This is a genomic window from Paraburkholderia sp. GAS32 (genome assembly GCF_050434225.1).
Classification (GTDB): Bacteria; Pseudomonadota; Gammaproteobacteria; order Burkholderiales; family Burkholderiaceae; genus Paraburkholderia; species Paraburkholderia madseniana.
Genome location: NZ_JBNPVS010000001.1, coordinates 197,118 through 217,611 on the forward strand (window position 1 = coordinate 197,118; position 20,494 = coordinate 217,611).

17 protein-coding genes and 1 pseudogene are annotated in these 20,494 nt (G+C 58.6%); 7 read left to right on the forward strand and 11 right to left on the reverse strand.

Translation table 11 applies throughout. The features are described 5' to 3' along the window. The first annotated feature begins 226 nt into the window (after positions 1-226). The gene (locus tag P3T25_RS00895) at positions 227-1,396 is read left to right on the forward strand and encodes a porin (RefSeq protein WP_154559131.1); all 1,170 of its coding nucleotides are present in this window, start codon (positions 227-229) and stop codon (positions 1,394-1,396) included. A 135-nt stretch (positions 1,397-1,531) separates the two neighbouring features. Here P3T25_RS00895 and P3T25_RS00900 read toward each other — a convergent pair whose 3' ends face one another. The 3 genes from P3T25_RS00900 to P3T25_RS00910 all read right to left on the reverse strand — a co-directional run bounded on the left by P3T25_RS00900 (position 1,532) and on the right by P3T25_RS00910 (position 4,622). Further along, positions 1,532-1,891, reverse strand: coding sequence for a DUF4148 domain-containing protein (locus P3T25_RS00900; protein ID WP_154559221.1), 360 nt, complete (start codon positions 1,889-1,891; stop codon positions 1,532-1,534). Positions 1,892-3,229: 1,338 nt separating this feature from the next. Then, positions 3,230-3,478 (reverse strand): hypothetical protein, encoded by a 249-nt coding sequence (locus tag P3T25_RS00905; RefSeq protein ID WP_199203016.1) that lies wholly within the window; start codon positions 3,476-3,478, stop codon positions 3,230-3,232. A 478-nt stretch (positions 3,479-3,956) separates the two neighbouring features. Further along, positions 3,957-4,622: a nuclear transport factor 2 family protein gene (locus P3T25_RS00910; RefSeq protein ID WP_429357247.1), complete on the reverse strand. Its 666-nt coding sequence runs from the start codon at positions 4,620-4,622 to the stop codon at positions 3,957-3,959. A 431-nt stretch (positions 4,623-5,053) separates the two neighbouring features. On the opposite strand from P3T25_RS00910, the gene P3T25_RS00915 reads away from it, so the two are divergent. Then, positions 5,054-5,770 (forward strand): metallophosphoesterase family protein, encoded by a 717-nt coding sequence (locus P3T25_RS00915; RefSeq protein WP_429357248.1) that lies wholly within the window; start codon positions 5,054-5,056, stop codon positions 5,768-5,770. Between the two features lie 56 nt (positions 5,771-5,826). Then, positions 5,827-6,144, forward strand: coding sequence for a plastocyanin/azurin family copper-binding protein (locus tag P3T25_RS00920; protein ID WP_372342359.1), 318 nt, complete (start codon positions 5,827-5,829; stop codon positions 6,142-6,144). Between the two features lie 380 nt (positions 6,145-6,524). On the opposite strand, the gene P3T25_RS00925 is transcribed toward P3T25_RS00920, so the two are convergent. Continuing rightward, entirely contained in the window at positions 6,525-7,712 is a 1,188-nt protein-coding gene (locus tag P3T25_RS00925; protein ID WP_154559224.1) for a TIGR03118 family protein, read from the reverse strand. A gap of 508 nt (positions 7,713-8,220) precedes the next feature. Between P3T25_RS00925 and P3T25_RS00930 the strand changes: the two genes are divergently transcribed. Beyond that, positions 8,221-8,718, forward strand: a complete 498-nt coding sequence (locus tag P3T25_RS00930) for a class I SAM-dependent methyltransferase (protein ID WP_166618157.1) — start codon at positions 8,221-8,223, stop codon at positions 8,716-8,718. Positions 8,719-8,723: 5 nt separating this feature from the next. On the opposite strand, the gene P3T25_RS00935 is transcribed toward P3T25_RS00930, so the two are convergent. Then, positions 8,724-10,115: a DUF3300 domain-containing protein gene (locus P3T25_RS00935; RefSeq protein ID WP_429357249.1), complete on the reverse strand. Its 1,392-nt coding sequence runs from the start codon at positions 10,113-10,115 to the stop codon at positions 8,724-8,726. A 363-nt stretch (positions 10,116-10,478) separates the two neighbouring features. Continuing rightward, the gene (locus P3T25_RS00940; protein ID WP_429357250.1) at positions 10,479-11,810 is read right to left on the reverse strand and encodes a hypothetical protein; all 1,332 of its coding nucleotides are present in this window, start codon (positions 11,808-11,810) and stop codon (positions 10,479-10,481) included. Positions 11,811-12,220: 410 nt separating this feature from the next. On the opposite strand from P3T25_RS00940, the pseudogene P3T25_RS00945 reads away from it, so the two are divergent. Next, positions 12,221-12,343: pseudogene (locus P3T25_RS00945) on the forward strand (DDE-type integrase/transposase/recombinase); the annotation flags it as partial. A gap of 211 nt (positions 12,344-12,554) precedes the next feature. Here the strand turns inward: P3T25_RS00945 and doeB are convergent. From doeB to P3T25_RS00965, 4 genes are all read right to left on the reverse strand, one after another. After that, complete coding sequence (gene doeB / locus P3T25_RS00950) at positions 12,555-13,580, reverse strand: N(2)-acetyl-L-2,4-diaminobutanoate deacetylase DoeB (RefSeq protein WP_171925970.1); 1,026 nt, start codon at positions 13,578-13,580, stop codon at positions 12,555-12,557. A gap of 182 nt (positions 13,581-13,762) precedes the next feature. After that, positions 13,763-14,971, reverse strand: coding sequence for an ectoine hydrolase DoeA (gene doeA, locus P3T25_RS00955; RefSeq protein ID WP_429357251.1), 1,209 nt, complete (start codon positions 14,969-14,971; stop codon positions 13,763-13,765). 73 nt (positions 14,972-15,044) lie between these two features. Further along, positions 15,045-16,199, reverse strand: a complete 1,155-nt coding sequence (locus P3T25_RS00960; protein ID WP_429357252.1) for a branched-chain amino acid ABC transporter substrate-binding protein — start codon at positions 16,197-16,199, stop codon at positions 15,045-15,047. Between the two features lie 103 nt (positions 16,200-16,302). Further along, positions 16,303-16,539, reverse strand: coding sequence for a hypothetical protein (locus P3T25_RS00965; protein WP_429357253.1), 237 nt, complete (start codon positions 16,537-16,539; stop codon positions 16,303-16,305). 393 nt (positions 16,540-16,932) lie between these two features. Between P3T25_RS00965 and P3T25_RS00970 the strand changes: the two genes are divergently transcribed. Together P3T25_RS00970 and P3T25_RS00975 are read left to right on the forward strand one after the other, a co-directional pair. Further along, positions 16,933-18,411: an NAD-dependent succinate-semialdehyde dehydrogenase gene (locus P3T25_RS00970; protein ID WP_429357254.1), complete on the forward strand. Its 1,479-nt coding sequence runs from the start codon at positions 16,933-16,935 to the stop codon at positions 18,409-18,411. Positions 18,412-18,421: 10 nt separating this feature from the next. Continuing rightward, entirely contained in the window at positions 18,422-19,819 is a 1,398-nt protein-coding gene (locus tag P3T25_RS00975) for an aspartate aminotransferase family protein (protein WP_429357255.1), read from the forward strand. A gap of 82 nt (positions 19,820-19,901) precedes the next feature. Here the strand turns inward: P3T25_RS00975 and P3T25_RS00980 are convergent, their stop codons facing one another. After that, positions 19,902-20,378 (reverse strand): Lrp/AsnC family transcriptional regulator, encoded by a 477-nt coding sequence (locus tag P3T25_RS00980; protein ID WP_172176542.1) that lies wholly within the window; start codon positions 20,376-20,378, stop codon positions 19,902-19,904. Positions 20,379-20,494: the final 116 nt, after the last annotated feature.

A 20,494-nucleotide genomic window follows, 5' to 3' on the forward strand; every position in this document is an offset into this window, starting at 1 on the left:
TAAACGGCAAGCATGCTTTCTGCTTTCGCGGGACGAAATTCGGCCGAATTCCAGGCTATTTCGGACATATTCCTTTAGAAGGTCAACTCTGTTTTTCATTAATTGAAAGGATAGTTAATTATCAGGTGTCGCATATCGGACACGATCTGTATTTCAACTTTTTACATTATTGTTTTACGCGATTAGTCTCTCTGCATGAGGATTGACGTCCAACGCAGGAGATGAGATGAAACGCACCACCTTTTCGATAATTTCGCTGGCCGCGCTCACGTCCGCCGGCGCCGCGCATGCGCAAAGCAGCGTGACCTTGTACGGCACGATCGACACGTCGCTGACCTACGTGCACAACGCACAGGGCGACAAGAATCTCTGGGCTCTCGGTAACAGTAGTGCAGGCAATCTGTCGGGTTCACGTTGGGGCCTCAAGGGAACGGAAGATCTTGGCGCCGGCCTGAAGGCCATCTTCCAGCTCGAAAACGGTTTCGATCCGAGCACCGGCAAACTGGGGCAAGGCAGCCGGCTATTCGGGCGGCAGGCCTACGTCGGTTTGACGAGCGATTCGCTGGGTTCCGTGACGCTCGGCCGCCAGTACGATCCGCTGATCGATCTCGTACAGGGCATCACCGAGGACAACTATTTCGGCAGCGCATTCGCAACCGCGGGCGACGTCGACAATTACGACAACAGCTTCCGCGTGAACAACGCGGTCAAGTACACGTCGCCGGTCTGGTCGGGTCTGCAGTTTGAAGCGATGTACTCGTTCGGCGGCATCGCGGGCAGCACCGGCTCGGAGCAATCGTATTCGGCGGCGGCCGCCTATAACAATGGCCCGATCGCCCTCGCCGCCGGTTACTTCTATGCAGCGAACAGTCCAGCGTCGGCGGGCCCACGCAGTCCGACAGCGGGTTGGAACAGCACGTCGGACGGTACGTTCGATGGCCCGATCAACAGTGGATACCAGACCGCACACTCGCTCGGGATTGCCCGCGTCGCAGGCCAATATACGCTTGGGCAGTTCACGCTCGGGGCCGCCTACAGCAACTCGCAGTACCGCCGCGACAGCGCTTCGGTGTTCGCTTCGAACGAGAAGTACAACACGGGTCAGGGATTCGTGAACTATCAAGCCACCAAGGCCCTTCTGGTCGGCCTGGGCTACAGCTATACAAAATCGAGCGGCGATACCTCCGCGACGTATCACCAGGTCTCGCTCGGCGCTGACTATTCCCTTTCGAAGCGCACCGATGTGTATGTGACCGCCGCCTATCAGCATGCGAGCGGCGAAACCGGCAATGGCACAGGCGGCACAACGGCGGCGCAAGCCTCGATCGGCTCGTACGGATACGCAGGCACCAGCAGGCAGGAAATGGTCAACCTCGGCCTGCGTCACAAGTTCTAGAAGACCTGTTGCATGTGCCGGGCATGCAACGAAACGGGCCAGTTCTGGGAATGGGGGCGCGCAGGGGTGCTGCGCGCTCAGAGGACGATGCTCGGCGACCGGATGGGGCGCCAGCGGCTCGTCCCACCTGACTGTTTAATGGGTGCCGAAGTAAATCGGCTTCGTGCCATCATGGGCTGCGGGGCGGGCGGCTGCGGGGGCACCGGATGCCGACGAACCGCTGACCACTCCACCCAGTCCACCGGTGTCAGCTACGGGGACCTGTGCGGTCGCATTTTTCGCATTTTGTGCCGCCACGCGAGCCTCTGCGGCCTGGATGTCGGCCGGATAGTCGGTATCGTCGGCATTAGCCGGGTTGTAGCCTGCCTTTTCGAGCTGGACAAGCTCGGCGCGCACTTGCGCACGCGTCACAGGCGCGTTCGATTGCTGGGCAAACGATACGACCGGCGCGGCCAAAGCCGAAGCGAGAACGACGGCGGGAATGAGTGCTTTCATCATGGCGGCTCCAATTCACAGTTTACTTAGCATTCCAAAATACAATACGGCAAGTTTCCACTTTTGGAACGTCCCGTCGCACGAGTTGCATGGATCTCCTTGATCCTTGTCAACCGTCCGGCGTGTACTGGTTAAACCACGACAAAGTCCGTTTTATTCCCGATTAGCAACTCGAGGCCGCTGAAATCGGGGGCCACTCGTTTTCAGTGCAATAAACGACGGTGCGCAAAGCCCGTAAGGACACGGAGGCCGGTAGCGACGCACGCCCTCTCGCTGGGAACCAGCACTCGCTATCACCGCGACGATCGGCGGCTACGACCCGTGCGCGGTCGCCGATTGCGGCTCGAACCAATTTGTACTTCAATCCGCTGTCATGCGAAGACGACGGAGTAGTTCCGCCCCAGCTGGCGTTACCCGAAATCTGCCATCGTCGAAAGCCGTAGGTACAATTTCGACGAGCCTCGCTTCTTGAAGAGCGATCGCATCTGGATCACCAGGTGCGACCTGGTTGGGCGCATCGAGCAGTAGAAACAGAATGGCGATCTCATGGTGACTCAGCAGCGATTTCATCATCGACCTCAGGCATACACGAGTACTGGACAGGGAGCGCATCGGCGCGACGAACAACTTGGGTTTCGAATGACTTACATGTTGCGGCGAATCCGACGTGGCGCCCGTCAGAACGCTGTTCATCGACTTTACGGAGCCCGTCTAACTACGTTTATGAAGTTTGGTTTGGCATTAGCGGGCCGCGATCGATACTGATGTGTTCAGGCACTTCGCTTTGCGGAATCATGTCACCGGTATTAAATGGCGGTGGACGTGTGTTTGGCTTGAATACGGGGTCGCCTTTGCGTATCGCTGTGCGGGTGGACCTGCTCTCGAGCATCGCGGTGCTCTCCTGTCTCGAACCTCGCGCCGGATCGGCGCATTTCGTTCATGCACCGCGAATTTGCAGGCGGACCGTCTGCTCGATCGCTGGCATGCTCTCCCAGCCTATACCGAAGTCGCTCGAAATTTATTCCAGCTTCGAACTGAAGAAAATGAATGCGAATATCGCCGCTCTGGCGATGGTCCTACGGTTAGATCTACCGCGAGTTGAAGTACCCAGTGATTCTTACCGCGATCACAGTGCCGCCAGACAAACCATCGAGGGACGCATGACGAACGACGACCGAACCTGCGGCACTGCGGCGGCAGGACCGCAAGCCGAAGCGTTTGAAGGACACGGTCCACGCCTACGCACCGCCCTCACCTGCACGGCACGGGCCGACGCGGGCATGCTCGCCACCGAACGTCGACGTACCGAGCTTGCTGATGATCGGCACCGCAGCTCCGCTACGCTGCAAGCCGACGACCCGTCAATGCCGGCCGTGCAATCGCAGGCGGAAATACACACCAGCAGCCGTCATCGTGCCGAAAGAAGAAAATCGCATGCGAACCGCTTGGGGCCAAGGCCTCGACGCGCACATAGCGTCTCCTCTCGCAACCAATACGGCCGAATTGAATTACGCGGAGCCGCGTCGTCGGTGTCGGCGTAAGCCATTTTTCTACCAGGAACCGCAGGGACTTCTCGGCGATGTTCATGTTCGCCTCCTTCCATTTCTGCCGCAGCTCACGACGATCAGCTATCGGTAGCGGAACCCTGCGACCTGCAGATCGTGCTGCGTACACTGAGCTAACCACGCCAGCGTCCGCTTTATTCCCGAGCCTCGAACGTGGCGGCATGCCGCGATTTCGGGCGCGCCTGTACAACTCGCCCGAGTTTTTGCGAGTTTTCTTGATCAGAGCCAAACCGGTCCGGATGCGGCTTCCCGTTGGACGGACAGTCGAATGGCGGGAATAAAGGTGCGTCGTTTCAAGTGCAACAGTGAGATCAAGGGGAACCGAAGTGCGATCAATTGAGCCAATGCGACCAGTTCGTTGATTGGTGTGGCTTTCGGCCACCGAGGGGGTTGCATCTTTAGTTCGATTGACAGCGGTGTTCGGCAGCCTCGACTAAACCGCGGCGCGCTGTCTGGCGCGAGGAGAGGCCCGCGGCAGACAGCGTGTTTCGCCGGATCGACTAGAACATCGTGTTGTCGTTGGCCGACTGCTCGGGCACGGGTTGAATCACATCCCAGTGCTCGGCGACCTTGCCGTGCTCGACGCGGAAGATATCCACGATGGCGTTGCCGCGGTCTTGCGGGTTGCTGGTCGAGTGAACATGCAGAAAGACGAGATCGCCGTCGGTCGCACTGCGCACGATGGCCGAACGGGCATCGGGGGCATGCTTGAAGTATTCGGTAAAGAAGCTGATGAACGACGCGGACCCGGTGGGCACATGCGGATTGTGCTGAATGTAATTCGGTGCGAGCACGGTGCTAGCAGTCCTGAGATCGTGCCGGTTAAACACCGCATCGTAGAAGTTCACGACTAGCGCGCGGTTGCGCTCTTCCTGGGCAATATCGCGAGCGGCCGGATGAGCCGGCGCGACGCTATCTTCGGCGCGGGCCACATGGCTTGCGATCAGCACAAAGAAAGCAGCGGTGGCTGCCGCGCGCTGGAGCAAGGAGGTTCTGTTCGGCATGACGATCCCCTTCTTTTCGTTGAAAGCCGGCGGCTGCAAGGACTTTAGCATCCGCAGGTGGCGGCGACGAGACGGATCTTGCCGGCGCATCGGCGCTCCCGCGCCGAATCGCTTGCGGCATTGCAACCGCGTCGCCATACCATCTGCGCCGGCCGCAACCATTGAGGATAGGGAATGTGTGACAACCTCTCCTCTCCAGCCGTCTCGATGCGTACATTCTCAACTACCTTGCTACATCGTGTCGATTCGGAATCCGTTCGATACGTAGAGGGCGAGTTCCTGCATTGACGGTGTCCATCGTTCACGCCGTCAGGCCGCCCCACGCTGCTGCGCCGCGAATATCCCCTTTTTCAGACCTGTTCCTCTTTTACTGTCGCCTCGTCAGCTTTCTGCATTGGCGGCTTGTAGCCAATCGACACCCGGCTACGGTCTCCCGACACCGGGAAGCCCGCAGACATTCGCGACTTCGCAAGCCTGGCGAGCTCAGGTAGTGGGAATAAATCTCCAATCGGGCAGGTACTCCCTACTGAAGGCGCCCGTTTCTTCCCAGGCGATCCGGCCGCTCAGCTTGCTGATTCGCTTGCGAGAATCTCATGTCGTCACAGAACCCATCCGATCCTTCACGTCGCAGGGCCTTGAGGTGCATGGCCTATGGCGGACTCGGAACACTGTTCACGCTTTCCGGCGGCGTGCTCACGCCCATCGACCTGGCCATAGCGCAGGAAAAGAACGGACAGTCCGTGGACATAGGCAAACCGTTGTTCCTGCAGATCAGCGACACACACATCGGGTTCAACAATGAAGCCAACCCTGATGTGTCGGGAGCACTCAAGCAGACCATCGATCTCGTCAAGAGCATGCCCACGAAACCTGCTCTGGCCATTCATACAGGCGATATCACCCGCCTCTCGAAAGCTCAGGAGTTCGACCTCGCATCCCAACTCCTGTTCGAATTACCGGTCCCGGAACTTCATACCGTCCCGGGCGATCACGACGCAACGGATGATTCCAGCGCGGAATATTTCTGCCGCTTTGGCAAGGCCTCGGATAACAGTGGCTATTACAGCTTCGACCATGACGGTGTTCATTTCATCAATCGTCAACGTCATGCATCTCTCCAAGGTAAAGGCAATATCACCTTCCATACGGCTCGCTCCACTGCCTTTCCTCAACCTACCGCCGGGAATGGCCCAGGCCCGGTACCGCTGACGGTTGCGCGCGACCAGTCGCCAAGAATGCCTGGCGTGACGACCGTCTCGTTCGCCGGCCATCCCGGTGTCGCCCCGCCTCACGATTCAGCAACTGCATAAGCTTCGAGGAGATCATTGTGAAAAATCATTCGTTACCGAAATCCGTATTTGCGGTCGTGTTCTGCCTGGTAGCGTCCGGAGCTACAGTCACGGCGTCCGCACAAAGCGCGAGCGACTCTCTCGTGACGATAAAGAATTTGATGTTTTCGCCCTCGTCCGACACGATCAAGGCCGGCACGACGATCACGTGGATGAATCTCGATGCGGAGCCGCACACGATAGTCCACGACGTAGGCGCCTTTGACGTGGGCCTCTTTCATTCGTATGACCTCGATCAAGACGACACGTTTTCGTACAAGTTCGACAAGCCCGGGATCTACAAGGTCTATTGTGGGGACCACCCCGACATGAAGGAAACGATCACGGTTCAATGACTCGAGCTACTGTGGTCTGAGCCGAGTAACGCCATGCATATCTGGAGCATTGACGTACAGCGCGTCGACCGCGAAATCAATCACTACGATGCCGTCGTGCCGCTTGTTGTGCGGATAATGCAGCTTCGGCCGTGGCGCTGTCACGTTAAATTTAAAGCGATTCTTCATTCTTCATCACGCGATCTAACTCGACCATCTCAGCAACGTGACAGTGCCAGCCGGCCTCCTCGTCGCGGTGAAGCGACGAGGTTAAAGTCAGTTTGCGAAACGCACTCTGACCCGACGGAGGTCGACATGAACTATTGTGGCGTAGACCTGCATTCGAACAACTGCGTGTCGATCGCCAGGAAGCTGCGCAGGGAGCCACGCGCGACTGCCGGCTATTGCCTGTGCTGATCGGATCCTCGCGACTTGGAGACGCTCAATGGAGCGATGGTACCGAACAGTCCATTGGTCTCTTTGTTAGGACCTGCCGAGAAGTACAGCGTGTCCGAGCTCGAGTTGCGGCCGCCACCGAGTGTCAGAGACCACAACCCGTCGATAGCCACTGGATTGCCGAACGGATTCTCCAACTGATCGACGAACGTGCCGTCATCGTTGAAGACATTGATTCGGCCGTCGCCGAAGTTGCCAATCAGGATCTTGCCGCTGAAGCGGCCGAATGCAAACGATGCGCGCGTGATGCCCCAGGGCGAATTGAGCGCCCCCCGGCTGGCGAAGCGGTGCAGCAGGTGGCCGTCTGTATCGAATACATCGACGAATCCATGACCTCTGCCTGCAACATCGTCGTGCTTCTGATCGTTCTGCTGCGCATAGGTGACAAAAAGGTCGCCATCGATGTTCGCGATACCAAACGGCGCGTAGCCGGCCGGGATGTCCGGGTCGGTGAAGCCGCCGTCCGTCGTCACGGACGTGAACAAGCCGTTCGTACCGTTCGGCCCGAATACGTCGATCCGACCCGAGCGGAAGTTCGTGGCGAACAGGAAACCTCCTTTTGCGTTTACGCCGAAGACGAGACCCTTGTAGACGGCCCCGCTGGCGGCGGACGGAAAGGACGAGTTATCGGCCGCGATCACGGCGTTGGTCGGCGGATTCAACCCACCGGCCCAAGCGGAAATCGTGCCATCCTCGGTCGCGAAGATGAATGCGGCCTGGATCGAGGTACCTGGCACGAGAAACGCCGATGAGGGATTCCACACGATTCCGGTCGGCGCCGCAGGCGTGGGATTCGGTGGATTGTTGGGAAAGACGGGATGACAGGCGCCGGCCGGTATGACATTGCCTGGCAGCGGGATGGAGACCTGCAGCGCCACCTTTGTCCCCTCGCCGTCATACAGCGTGGAGCAGCCTGTGGCATTGTCGTTGATCCAGAATGGACTTGCTGCCGGACTAAAGGCAATACCCCAGGCGTTCTGTAGTACCCCGTCGACCTTCGGGGCAGCGCCTGCCAGGTTGGACACGAGTGGTGTGACGACGTAAGCATCATCGTCAGCGGCATGCCCGATTGTGAAACCGGCGGCGAGGACGATCACGGCCGCCGCTTTGAGCCCCCAAGAAACCTGTGACATGACTACCCTCCTCAGCCTGACTGGTAAGAAATTGCTCCGCGAGTTGGCGCCTGAGGAGGCTAAACGACCGCGGTCCTTCAAATATTCCCGCTGTACTTCAAAAATAATTCCACTTGCCACCCGGTCGTATGGCGCGACTGAGTTAACAGCGGCTGGCTCAACAAGATCACGATGGGCTGCGGAAGCACGGCGCGCCAGAAAGCGGCTTCCCACGCGACATCGGGCGGAATATTTCGAAGCCCACTGAACGAGCATTCGTCCTTTGCGGTCAGCCTCAGAATAAAAAGGTACTCATGGCAAATTCGTAACGATTCAGTCGGTTTCGCGTCAACTACTACCTGATATTCTTGAGGCGGTTTCCGCAATTGCATCACGACTGGGGTACATTTGTAGACCGTCCGACGTCGTGTTCTTTCCTCGCATGAGCCTAAATTTTTTCAAGCAATGGTTAAGAGGCCCTGCAACCGTAGGCGCAGTGGCTCCCTCGTCGCGTTGTCTCGCCGATGCCATGGCTGACGGCGTTGAGGCTTTCGAGGCGATCGTCGAGGTGGGGGCCGGCACCGGAGTTGTGACGGACTCTCTCGTGCGTCGGCACCCGTCAGCGCGGCTGATCGTATTCGAACTCGGAGATCAATTGGCCACCGAACTGAGAGGGCGATTTCCACAGGCGCATGTGGTCGGCGGCGCATTCCATGCGAACGCTTCGGTCCTTCAAGACCTGCCAGCGAAAACTATTATTGTGTCCGGACTGCCGTTTCGTTCGCTTTCGTCTGATGTCGTCGAACCCACGGTTGCCGCATTCGCTGAACTCCTTTACGCGGACCGGGCTCGACGTCTTGTGCAGTTCACGTATCAACCGAGAGTCCCGTTTACTGCCCCTGTAGGGTTGTGTTGGCACCGCATCAAAACAGTCTGGCTGAATGCGCCACCAGCGAACGTCTGGCATCTGAGCAGCAAGACCAACTGGCAAGGTAGCGACGCGGCGGAGCTTGGCGCGTCGGCCTGATCTCTTCAGCGTGTCCTGGCGCCGTCCGACGTCGCCGGCCGCGCCACCCCGCCCGCAGGACGGAATACGGGCGCTGGCATGCCGCTGACGCGTCCGGGCATGGCTGGCGCCTGCATGCCAAGGCCGCGACCGGACGGTACTAAGCCTGGCGCGACGTGTAGCATCACCACAGCGGTTGGCCGCGGCATCGGGTGCGGCATCTGCGCTGGAGGCGCCCGCTGTACTTGAGGCGCCTGTACGTGGGGCACCTGCGGTGGGTGAGGTACCTGTGCGCGGGGCGCCGTCCATACCTGAGGCGTCTGCGCATGAGGACCCTGCGGCGCTGGCACCGGAGCCGCCTGCGGATGCGCGCTCCCCGGCATCCCCGCGACGGCCGGCACGGTGCGCGATGAAGGAACGGCCAACGCTGCCGGATTTCCGCGCGAGGCCGGGCGCGCATCCGGCGACGCGGCGTTCGACGCAAACCGGCTCTGCACGACCGGGTCGCGGTACGGAACGCCGCGCCGATGCCACGGATCGTGCGTCCACTCGACTCCCGACGGCCTATGGTGGCGGTCCAGGTCGGCGAAGCGGTCGCGGTCGAGGTCGATGTGGTGCCGATGCCAGTCACAATGCTCCCAACCCCACAGCGGGACGACTATGGCTACGCTCACCCAGCCGAAGCCGAACGGACCGGGCACCGCGTCGTAGAAGTCATTTGGGAAATAGTCGGGCGGATAAGCGGGATAAGGCCAGGCGCCATAGGCAACCGTCGGGTTGTAGACCGGAACGTAGACGGTGTCCGCGCGGGCGGGCTGGATCGTGATGTCCTGCCCGACCTGGTTGACCGCCTCCTCCGGTATCGACTGCAGCGTGCCTGCCGCCTGCGCACGCTGGCGAAGGCGCTGGATCGAATCCATGACCACCGGCTGGCTGGCCAGAAAGGCGTCGCCAATGCGCTCGGTCCACTCGAGGTTGTCATCGAGCATTTTCAGCACCTGCGGAAATGGCACGAGCGACTTCACACTCGGATCCCAGGGCTGCTGCTCGAGCGCGTCAGTCAACTGCCCACCCTGGAGCGCCGAGTTGCCCGGCTGCTGAACCCAGCGATCGGCTTCGACGACTTCCAGTGGATAGGTCGCCGCCATCAGGATCTGGGCGACCAGCGGATCAGGATAGAGCGCGATCGGCGCGAGCATTTGATCGAGCTTCTCTGCCGTCAACGGCGCGACGACCTGCGGCGCCGGCTGGACCTCGCCCTCACCATGCACGCCCGATGACGCTCCGAGGATCAGGCTTGCCAGCGTCCCGGCGAGAATCCGGAACATGGTCGACTTCATCTTACCTCCTCGCAAGGTGCGATCCACGCAGATCGGCTGCGGATCGCCCTCGAACCAGACATCGCTGGTCTGTTGCACTTTTGACTCCGTTCGAACGTGCAAATTCGCGAACGCGGGGCTGCTGGCCGATCGAAATCGTTACCGCTGTTACAGCTCCACGGAGAGAACGATCGGGACGGGTGGCAAATTCCAGCGCCGCCTCCAGCGCTGCGCGCGATCGGGTTCCAACGCGGGGATTGCGCCATCGTCAGGGCGATTACATTGGGATGTTGGGATGCGCGGCGCGCAACGTCGAAAGCTCGAGGTCGGACCGAATCGTGAGTGACGCCCGGCCTGCGGCGCCCTGCGCGCCGGGGGTCGAAACGAGAGATGTGCGCCTAGCTACGACCAGTTGAAGGGACCAGCCAGGGTATGCGGAGGCGGTTTGCTGGGTGGCAGGCATTAATCGCCGTCCTCCTCATGCTGACGATGTTTCCAGCCCTTGTGCCAGCCATTGTCGTGCCATTGCCGGCGGTCCCTGTACTCGGCCTCATATCCGTGGCCGTAGGCAACGGGCACTTGCGCGTACACGATGGGAGGCTCCTGATACACGACTGGGGCGCGCTCGTATACGACGGGAGCCGCTTCAAAGACGACGGTTGGCGGCGCTTCATATACTGGAACGTACTGCGCCGAACGGAGGCGATCCTGCGTGGCGAAATCGCCCGCACGACCGGGCCGCCCCGTAGCAAACTGCGGTGCAGCGAAATCCCGGGAAGGCACAGCGCCGCGATCGAACGGAGCGGAAGGTACGTGCCGGGCGATCTCAGCACGGGAAACGGCGGTTCCGCGAGAAGAAGCCGACGATGATGGCGCGCCACGACCGGTCGAAGACGTCTGTCGCCTTGGCGGTGTCGATCGGGTGATGCCGAGCGCCTGCCGCACGCTTGCCATAAAGTGCGACGCCCAATTCCCACGATTTTGGGGCACGCCGTTGCCCGCTTTGCCAGGCCGCCCTGTAGCTGGCCGCGGTGCAGCAGAAGCCCGGGAAGGTGCCGCGCGGCGTTCGAACGAAGTGGAAGGCGTAGGCGGGGCGAGTGCGGTACGGGCGATTGCGGTTGCGCGAGCAGGAGTTGCGGTTGATGGCTTGACCGGACCGGACGAAGACACTTGTTGCGTCGGCGATGCCGGTCGGGTTATCCCGAGCACCTGCTGTGTGCTCGCCTTCGATTCGACGTGGGCGCTCTGATCATGGTTGGGCCAGACATCATAGGTGACGGCACCCACGACGCCGACAGCCAATGCGCTTGCCGACGCAACCCAAAACCCGGTGCGTCCGAAACGCGTAGGCGGTGCGGCCGGTACTGGATCAACGGCAAGATTGGCGTACACAGCCGGGCTTCCTGCACCCAGATGCAGCAACCCCGGCCGTCCGGGCACGGCGCCGGCCTTCGATTCATTTCGTCTGATCTGTCGATAGACTTTGCTCACACTTGTGTGCAGCCGAGGGAACCTCCTGAAGAGGATGATGAGCGAAACGATCACGCACATCAGCGTGTTGGCCAGATTCATCCAGAACATTCCATTCGGAATTCCCCGGCTCATTTCGAGGAGCATAAGTGCGAACGTGCCATTGCTGAGAGCCCAGCTCGCCCAACTGAGCAGACTGTGGCTGCGCACGTCTGCTTCCCTCGCGAGGAGTTTTCCGATGGTCGGAAGGTACGTCAGGATGCGCGCCCCATTCCAGAACAGAAACATCGCGCTAAGAGCCTGGATGTAGAGTTCGTGAGACATCTCGACTCCCTTGCCATGCATGGCGGACCGGCTCCGGCCACTACGATCATCCGCGCCGTCTAGTCGCCAACATTGAGGTTAGGCATGAAAAACCTGCCAACACCGCATCGGGTCGCCCGTCCGATGGTCCGATCTGTCGACCGCGTGGGTAGCAACGTTTTCATAGCGCACTGGCTCATGATAGAAAACTTGTCGCAACATTGCTGCTCCCCGTCTTCTATCGCCTATGGATGTGCTGAACGAGCCGGTGAATCGGTAAATCTGAGACGTCCTGGTGACTTGAAGGTGGACAAGTCGTAGCACCGAGGGTGCGCCTTCTCGTTCGGGTCACTGGAGATAGACGTTTATCGGTTGTTTCGCGATAAGGTCGCCACGGCAAGAAAGTTCCGCGATGACAAGGAATCCTTATGTGGCGTGTCGACGAAACCTATCTGAAAGTTCGCGGCAAGTGGATTTACCTTTATCGATCGGTTGATCGGGCCGGCCAGACCGTCGACTTCATGCCCAGCTCAAAGCGCGACGTGGCTGCTGCCTGGAATTCCGTCCTTTCTACTTGATACGGTATCCTTCTCATACCAGAAATCTCGTCAAAACTGCCTACTTGCACCAGAGCCGTATATTCCACCCAGGTCAATCGGTGCAAGTTGAGACATCGGGATTGTTTTACAGAAGAGGTTACAGGTTGAATGGGCCGACGCGAGCCCAGAGCCGCGATAGCAGCAATCGCGCCTCTCTGAGAACAACTCAGCCGGCCACTACCACATCGCGCTCGACGACTATTGCAACAACCGCGATCGTGTCGCCGACTTTCACCAACCCAGGAAAGTGTCGGGCTACGACAATCCCGTCTCGCCGTGCTCTGTATTCGACCGCCGGCACGCCGGTGCGACTCGTGTCGTAGATGCGTGCCAGGACATCGCCGCACGTAACCGTTTCGCCCAGGTCGCGGCACATCTCCAGCAATCCGCCGTGGTCGCTGGTTGTGTAGCAGGATCCGTCCGGCATATCGAGGAGTGTTGTCGTGCGCCGCTCCGTACCCGGTTGCCCATCACCCTCCAGGACGCCGGCGTACCGCAAGAAGCCACGCACGCCCCGGTCAGCAATAGCGACGCTTTTCGCCGTTGACGCACCGCCGCCGCCGAGTTCCGTCGATACGAACACCTTGCCAGCCTCCTCGACTGCCGTGTCGAACATCCCGACGCTGTCGAGTTCGAGAAGCCGCATCGAGTACGGGGCGCCGAATGCTCGCATCGCGGTCTCGCAGCGTGCCTGCTGAGCCGTGTCGTCGAGCACGTGGATCGCGGCAAACGGCACGAAATCGAGCGTGCGACCGCCAGCGTGAATGTCGAGCACGCAATCCGCAAGCGGGAGCAGGTACCGCTGGAAGTAGTCAGCGATTTTCTCCGTCACGGTGCCGTCGGGCCTGCCAGGGAAGCTGCGGTTCAGGTTGCCCGCGTCGATCGGCGAAGTGCGTGTACCGGCCTGGAACGCCGGATAGTTCATGAACGGAATGATAATGACCCGTCCACGCACGTCATGTGCGCGAAGCTCGCCTGCAAGCTTCGACAACGCAACGGGGCCTTCGTATTCGTCCCCATGGTTGCCGCCCGTAAGCAACACGGTTGGTCCCTCACCACGTTTCACGACCGCAACCGGAATCATGACCGCACCCCACGCAGAATCGTCCCGTGAGTACGGCAGTTTCAAGAACCCATGTTGCTCGCCATCGGCGTCGAAATCGACAGTGGGGGTTATTGGTGAAGCCAGCATCGGGGCACTCCTTGATAAAAGCTCGTGTGGCGCCTTGCTGTAGATCAGGATACCTTAGTTAGACATCACCGGCGCCCTGGTCGTCACCGTTTCGCACAACCATCAACTCACAGTGCTCCGGAGAAGTTGAGTAGCAATGCCCTCATCCACTTCTCCCGGAACATGTGTCAACTTCGAACAAGTCAGTTTTTGACAAAGAGCTTCCGCGGAACATCGCACAGACATGATGAACCTGTCGGTGTAATGACGATGCTCTCGGTAATCTCCAGTCCCCAGTCCTCGAACCACAGGCCGGGCATGAAGTGGAAAGTCATGCCCGGCTCCAGCACTGTTTTATCCCCTACGCGCAGGCTCGTAGTACGCTCGCCCCAGTCTGGGGGATAGCTCATTCCGATCGGATAGCCCACGCGACCACCTTTCTGAATGCCGTGCCGATTCATGACAGAAAAGAAGGCCGTTGCAATATCCTCGCACGTGTTTCCCGGCTTGGCAGCTTCAAGCCCAGCCTCAATTCCTTCAATAACCGCTTTTTCCGCGTCCAGGAATTTCTGCGGAGGCTGACCGATATATACCGTTCTCGACAACGGACAGTGGTATCTTCTATAAACCCCTGCAATTTCGAAGAAGGTACCCGCACCGCGCTGGAACTTCGAATCGTCCCACGTCAAATGAGGAGTAGCAGCCTCAATTCCGGTCGGGACCAGAGGCACAATCGACGGATAATCCCCACCGAAATCATCCACACCCCGAATCGCGGTTGCGAAAATTTCAGCAACCAGATCGTTCTTCCGCATACCCGGCTCGATCAAATCGAGGATTCGAGCGTACATCTTCTCCAGGATGCGCCCCCCGATCCGCATATAGCGCAGTTCGGTCTCCGACTTCACGGCGCGTTGACGGTTAACGAGCCCTGTGGCATCCACCCACGAGTTCTTCGGCAAATGCTTCTGCAGTGTCGTAAGCGACGCCGCAGAAAAGTAGAAGCTGTCCATTTCCACCCCGATAGCCAAACCTTCCCAGTGACGACCCGCAATCACTTCGCGAGCAAGGTACTCCATCGGATGCAAGTCACGCTGGACATACTCCTCCGGGTACGCGAACAATGCGGAATCGGTCATGTAAGTGGTCGCTTTGGCACCGTTGAAATCGATGCCGCGTCCGAACCAGACGGGTTCGTTATCCATCGAAACAACCACACATTGATGGTTGTAAAACGAATAGCCATCGTACCCCGACATCCAACCGATATTGGCGGGGTCCGACACGATCAGCAGATCCATGCCTCTCGCGACCATCTCGGTACGTACTTTTTCTAAGCGAACCAAATATTCCGCGCGATCGAAAAACTTTCGAAGCTTTGGAAATCCGGCGTCACTTGAGATTTCGCTCATTGACAATACCTCATAACTTGAGAGACAAACATCCGGAAGCTCGACTCGATCAGCTGCTCCCGGACGGAACCGCTTACATCGTCACTTGGTCGACGAACGTCTTCTTCCCGTTTTGATAGTCAAAGATCGAGATCACACCGTTCCGAAGATCCCCTTTCTCATCAAATCTGGTTTCACCAGTAACGCCGCGATAGTCGGTGGCCGGCGTCGCAGTCAGAATCTTTGCCGGATCTGTCGAATTCACACGACGCATCGCATCTACCACGATATACACGGCGTCGTAGGTGAACGGTGCATAGATTTCCATCGCATGCCCAAAACGCTTTTGATATTTGGCCTTGAACGCGGCGCCTCCTGGCATCTTCTCCGGGGACGCTCCAGGCTGAGAGCACACTACGCGATCAACTGCGCTTCCCGCCAGCGCCTCCAATCTGTCAGAGCATACGCCATCACCAGAAAGAATCTTCGCCTGCAAGCCGAGTTGTGCGGACTGTTTGGTGAAAGGCCCCCCGGTTGCATCCAGACCGCCATACATGATTGCGTCAGGTTTTTCACTCTTGATTTTCGTCAAAATGGCGTGAAAATCGACAGCCTTGTCGTTCGTGGTGTCTCGAGACAGGACTTGGATACCCAGGTTTTTTGCCGCCTTTGCGAACTCATCCGCCAAGCCCTGGCCGTATGCCGTAGCATCGTCAACGATCGCAACGGTTTTGATCTTCAGTTTCTCGCTTGCATAGTTTGCCAGCGCAGGACCTTGTTGCGCGTCAGTGGCAACCAGGCGGAAGACGTTTTTGAAACCCTGTCGCGTGAGAGTCGGGTTGGTCGCCGATGGTGTGATCATCGTAATTCCCGCGTCGCTATAAATTTTCGATGCCGGAATCGAAGTGCCCGACTCCATGTGGCCAACGACGGCCACCACTTTCTCGTCAACGAGCTTCTGTGCCACCTGGGTAGCCGTCCTCGGGTCTGCGCCGTCGTCTTCACCGTCCAATTGCAGGACGATCTTCTGACCACCAATCACGAGGCCTTTTGCGTTGATCTCTTCGACCGCGAGCCTTGCACCATTCTCGTTGTCTTTACCCAACTGTGCGACAGGGCCGGTGAGCGGTGCAACATGGCCGATCACCACTGTCTCATCTGCGACCGCCGGTGCCGAGTAGACGGCCGCGAAAGCACATGAGAGCGACGAGAGTGCCGCAATATACGAAAGGGATTCAATTTTGCGCATGATCACCACCTGTTATTGAACGTGAGATAACTCAAGATGTAGCGTTATAAGCGTATGTAAAGCAAAAGGCGCAACCACGCCGTTCGTCGTGAATCTTTCGAGATTACGGGTAACTCAAGGAACCATCCGTCACACGCTCTTCACCATAGAAGGCCGTATGCCATCCAATTAAATGCGCCTCTGCTGAAGCGCCAAATCGCTGTTTCCCTTCCGTTCGAGCGTATGCGTGATTACTGAAATCGGAATGGTCAGTGGACTCCGTCGTCACGTTGCGTTGCGAAGCACTGTCGGCAGCGGGATGTCCGATCTGAACGGCTTCGCGACGTGAGCCAGGTTTCATGCCTCCTCTCCTCGAGTTCATTCGGAATGAAGAGAGTTTCCGCCGGCAATAAAAGCGCAATACGGCGTTTGGTCGCTGCATCACGCAGAGAATCTGCGTTTTTTTCTTCGTCGCGCACAATTTGTGCGGACCTTCAACTGGCAGTGAATCGTCGGTTGTTTGACTACCGGAGATGTTGTGCGCCGGGCCAAGAGCCGTAGCTCGTGCGGTCGTGCGTGTAGCGGCCAGTCGCCTCGACGGGAATACACCCTCAATGCCACGCGGCGTTGAAAAGCTGCATAGCGAGAGGAACATCGCCGGAATTCGACGTCACAATCAATTCAAGTGCGCTTTTTCAGCGAGGCACCGACGCTACCATGTATACGTCGTTTGACGAGCTTATAAGGACACGTCGTGAAAGAGTTAGCAAGAAATGCACTGGCTTCGCTGGGCCGCGCGGACCTGTTGGAACACCGGTCCTACGTGAACGGTTCGTGGAAAGCCGGCGAGGAGAAGATAAGTGTCATCGATCCCGCAACCAGCGAGGTGATTGCCCAGGTGGACATGCTTTCCGCGCACGCCGTTGATGCCGCGGTCGATGCCGCGCGAGCTGCGTTTGAAGGCTGGCGCGAACTTGTTCCGACCGCACGTGGCGCGATTCTTCGAAGGTGGGCTGCATTGCTGCGGAGCAACTCCCAAGACCTCTCCGTAATCATGACGTCGGAGCAAGGCAAGCCTATCAAGGAATCGCGCGGGGAGATCGAGTACGCCGCGAATTTTCTCGACTGGTTTGCAGCCGAAGGCGAACGTGCCTATGGTGAGACTATTCCGAGCCACCTGGCGGGTAGCCGGCTGACTGTCACCTGGCACCCAATCGGAGTGACGGCGGCAGTTACGCCCTGGAATTTTCCGATCGCGATGATTACGCGTAAGGCCGGCGCCGCGCTCGCAGCGGGTTGCCCGATGATCATCAAGCCCGCGCCGGAAACTCCGCTATGCGCGCTGGCCATCGCAAAACTGGCTGACGAAGCAGGTATGCCGGCGGGTGTGTTTCAGGTCATCAACGGCGACGCGGCCGAGATGTCCAAACGTCTTCTTGAAGCTACGGAGGTCCGCTCCTTCAGCTTCACCGGTTCGACCACGGTGGGCCGAATCCTGCTGCGCCAGTCGGCAGAGACGGTCAAGAAGGTCTCGATGGAACTGGGCGGTCACGCACCTTTCATCGTATTTGATGACGCGTCTCTCGAGCTCGCGGTCGAGGGCTGTATCGACGCGAAGTTTTCGACGTCCGGCCAGGATTGTCTTGCGGCAAACAGAATCTACGTCCAGCGATCCATCTACGAGCAGTTCGTCGAGAAGTTTTCGACCGCTGTCAAAGACCTGAAGGTGGGACATGGTCTGGATCCCAGCTCCGACATCGGCCCGATGACGCGTCCGTCTGTGTCTGCGAAATGTCGCGACCAGATTGGCCAGGCAATAAGCGCGGGAGCTCGCGTCGTTGCAGGTGGAGGCACCTCTCCGCTGGGGCACCAGTTCGTTCTTCCGACAGTTCTGGCTGACGTCGCAGATGACATGGATATTGCGAAGGAGGAGACGTTCGGTCCGGTCGCCGCAATCCTGCCGTTTGATACCGAAGCTGAAGTACTGCAACGCGCAAACAATTCCGAATACGGTCTCGCTGCGTATGTCTACACGAGCAACCTGAATCGTGCGATGCGTATGTCCGATCGACTGGAGTACGGGATGGTGGCCGTCAATACGCCGAAGTTCACGGGTGCATCGATTCCGTTCGGGGGATGGAAGCAGTCGGGCCTTGGGCGGGAAGGATCGCGCTACGGCATGGGTGATTACATGGAGCAGAAGTACACCTGCTTCGGCAATTTGAAGGATTGAGGAGATAGACATGGATATCAAAAAGATTTCGGAAATGGATCGCAATTCGGTCCTCCACCCGTTCACGCAGCTTCACGATTTTGCTGCCGGGAAGGCCGGAGATCCCACGATCGTTGAAGGTGGCAAGGGCATTCGCATTCGCGACGCCGAAGGCCGCGAGTACATTGACGGGTTCGCCGGCCTCTACTGCGTCAACATTGGCTACGGCCGCGACGAAGTCGCCGAGGCGATTGCGCGGCAAGCCTACAAGCTCGCCTATTACCACACGTACGCCGCACACACGACGGAAGAGCTTGCCAAACTGTCTGACCGCCTCGTCAAGATGGCGCCGGGCAAGATGAGCAAGGTGTTCTACGGCCTTTCCGGCTCCGACGCCAACGAAACGCAGGCGAAGCTCGTCTGGTACTACAACAATCTTCGCGGGCTGCCGAAGAAGAAGAAGATCATCGCGCGTGAACGCGGATACCACGGGTGCTCGGTTGTGTCCGGCTCGATGACGGGCATGAGCTTCTATCACGACTACATGGACCTGCCGGTCTCGGGCATTTTGCATACGGGCGTACCCCACTATTATTGGGGTGCAAATCCGGGAGAGACGGAGCTGGAGTTCTCGGCACGTCGTGCTCGCGAGCTGGAGGAACTCATTCTTCGTGAAGGCCCGGAAACTGTCGGTGCATTCATCGCTGAACCTGTCCTCGGCACGGGCGGCATCACGCCTCCACCGGAAGGCTACTGGGCAGCGATCCAACCGGTTCTGGCGAAATACGATGTCCTGCTGATTGCAGACGAAGTGATCACAGGCTTCGGTCGTACCGGCGCGATGTTTGGTTCGCAAAAGTACAGGATCGAGCCGGACCTCATCACCGTCGCGAAGGGGCTCACGTCGGCGTACGCGCCACTGTCGGCATGTATCGTGGGTGAAAAGGTCTATGAGGTGCTCGACGCAGGTGCACAGAAGGTCGGTGCCTTCTCGCATGGCTACACGTACTCTGGCCATCCGATTGGCGTTGCAGCTGCGAATGCAGTCCTCGACATCGTCGAGCGTGAGGACCTCCCCGGAAATGCCGCCAACGTCGGCGAATATTTCCAGACGGCACTAGAGGATGCGTTCAGCGATTCGCCGATCGTCGGTGAGGTTCGTGGTGTTGGCCTCATGGCAGCGGTTGAATTCGTTGCTGACCCGGCGACCAAGCAACGCTTTGACGCGCAACTGAAGGTCGGGGCACGAGTGTCAAAAGCCGCTCGGGACCGCGGGCTGATCGCTCGCGCGATGCCGCACGGCGACATCCTGGGTTTCGCTCCTCCGCTCACGATTACCAGGGCGGAGATCGACGAAATCGTTGGCATTGCTCGTCAGGCGGTCTCACAGGTTGCGAACGAACTGGCCAAAGAGCCGACGCATTCCTAAGTTTCTCTGACCGCTCTTAAGTCCGATAGTTAGCTCCTTTACGTCGCGCGATGTTTAGGAGTTTCTTTCTTTCCAACCCAATCTAAATTGATGCGCCCAAAGGCATCGGCAGAGTAAAGCCAGCTTTAACGCGATCCATAACAACCATCGTTTTGAAAGACTTAATATCCGTATTCTCGTAGAAGAAACGCCTGGTAAACTGCTCGTAGTCTTCCATATTGTTTGCAGTAACCAGTAGAACAAAGTCTGCATCACCCGTAACGTAGAAGCCGCTCATTACCTCGGTAGTATTGCAGATCGCCTGCTTGAAGCGGTCAACGATGTCCGCCCGCTCCCGCTCCAAGGTGACCAGGACCAACATCGTCACGTTCCGGCCAATCGCCTTGGGTGAAACGATTGAAATGTCTGCTTCAATCACGCCCTCTGATCGCAACCGCTTCAGTCGACGTTGGACCCCAGTTGCGGACAATCCGACCTTCTCTCCAAGCTCGTCGCTGGTCAGGCGATTGTTACGTTGCACAAGGTCAAGAATGCGAGCGTCGATTTTGTCGAGATCCATGGTCATTACGGCCTGGCTATTAAACAACTGACAGAATAGCGGAAGTCCTCTCGAGCATCTAGCACGCGACACGGCGTGGCCAATCTCGACGTTGCGCGACAGAGATCGTGATAGGC

Coding starts and splice junctions, on each gene's coding strand:
- P3T25_RS00895 (WP_154559131.1), top strand. CDS start 227: ATGAAACGCACCACCTTTTCGATAATTTCGCTGGCCGCGCTCACGTCC.
- P3T25_RS00900 (WP_154559221.1), bottom strand. CDS start 1,891: ATGAAAGCACTCATTCCCGCCGTCGTTCTCGCTTCGGCTTTGGCCGCG.
- P3T25_RS00905 (WP_199203016.1), bottom strand. CDS start 3,478: ATGAACATCGCCGAGAAGTCCCTGCGGTTCCTGGTAGAAAAATGGCTT.
- P3T25_RS00910 (WP_429357247.1), bottom strand. CDS start 4,622: ATGGTTGCGGCCGGCGCAGATGGTATGGCGACGCGGTTGCAATGCCGC.
- P3T25_RS00915 (WP_429357248.1), top strand. CDS start 5,054: ATGTCGTCACAGAACCCATCCGATCCTTCACGTCGCAGGGCCTTGAGG.
- P3T25_RS00925 (WP_154559224.1), bottom strand. CDS start 7,712: ATGTCACAGGTTTCTTGGGGGCTCAAAGCGGCGGCCGTGATCGTCCTC.
- P3T25_RS00930 (WP_166618157.1), top strand. CDS start 8,221: ATGGCTGACGGCGTTGAGGCTTTCGAGGCGATCGTCGAGGTGGGGGCC.
- P3T25_RS00940 (WP_429357250.1), bottom strand. CDS start 11,810: ATGTCTCACGAACTCTACATCCAGGCTCTTAGCGCGATGTTTCTGTTC.
- doeB (WP_171925970.1), bottom strand. CDS start 13,580: ATGCTGGCTTCACCAATAACCCCCACTGTCGATTTCGACGCCGATGGC.
- doeA (WP_429357251.1), bottom strand. CDS start 14,971: ATGAGCGAAATCTCAAGTGACGCCGGATTTCCAAAGCTTCGAAAGTTT.
- P3T25_RS00960 (WP_429357252.1), bottom strand. CDS start 16,199: ATGCGCAAAATTGAATCCCTTTCGTATATTGCGGCACTCTCGTCGCTC.
- P3T25_RS00965 (WP_429357253.1), bottom strand. CDS start 16,539: ATGAAACCTGGCTCACGTCGCGAAGCCGTTCAGATCGGACATCCCGCT.
- P3T25_RS00975 (WP_429357255.1), top strand. CDS start 18,422: ATGGATATCAAAAAGATTTCGGAAATGGATCGCAATTCGGTCCTCCAC.
- P3T25_RS00980 (WP_172176542.1), bottom strand. CDS start 20,378: ATGGATCTCGACAAAATCGACGCTCGCATTCTTGACCTTGTGCAACGT.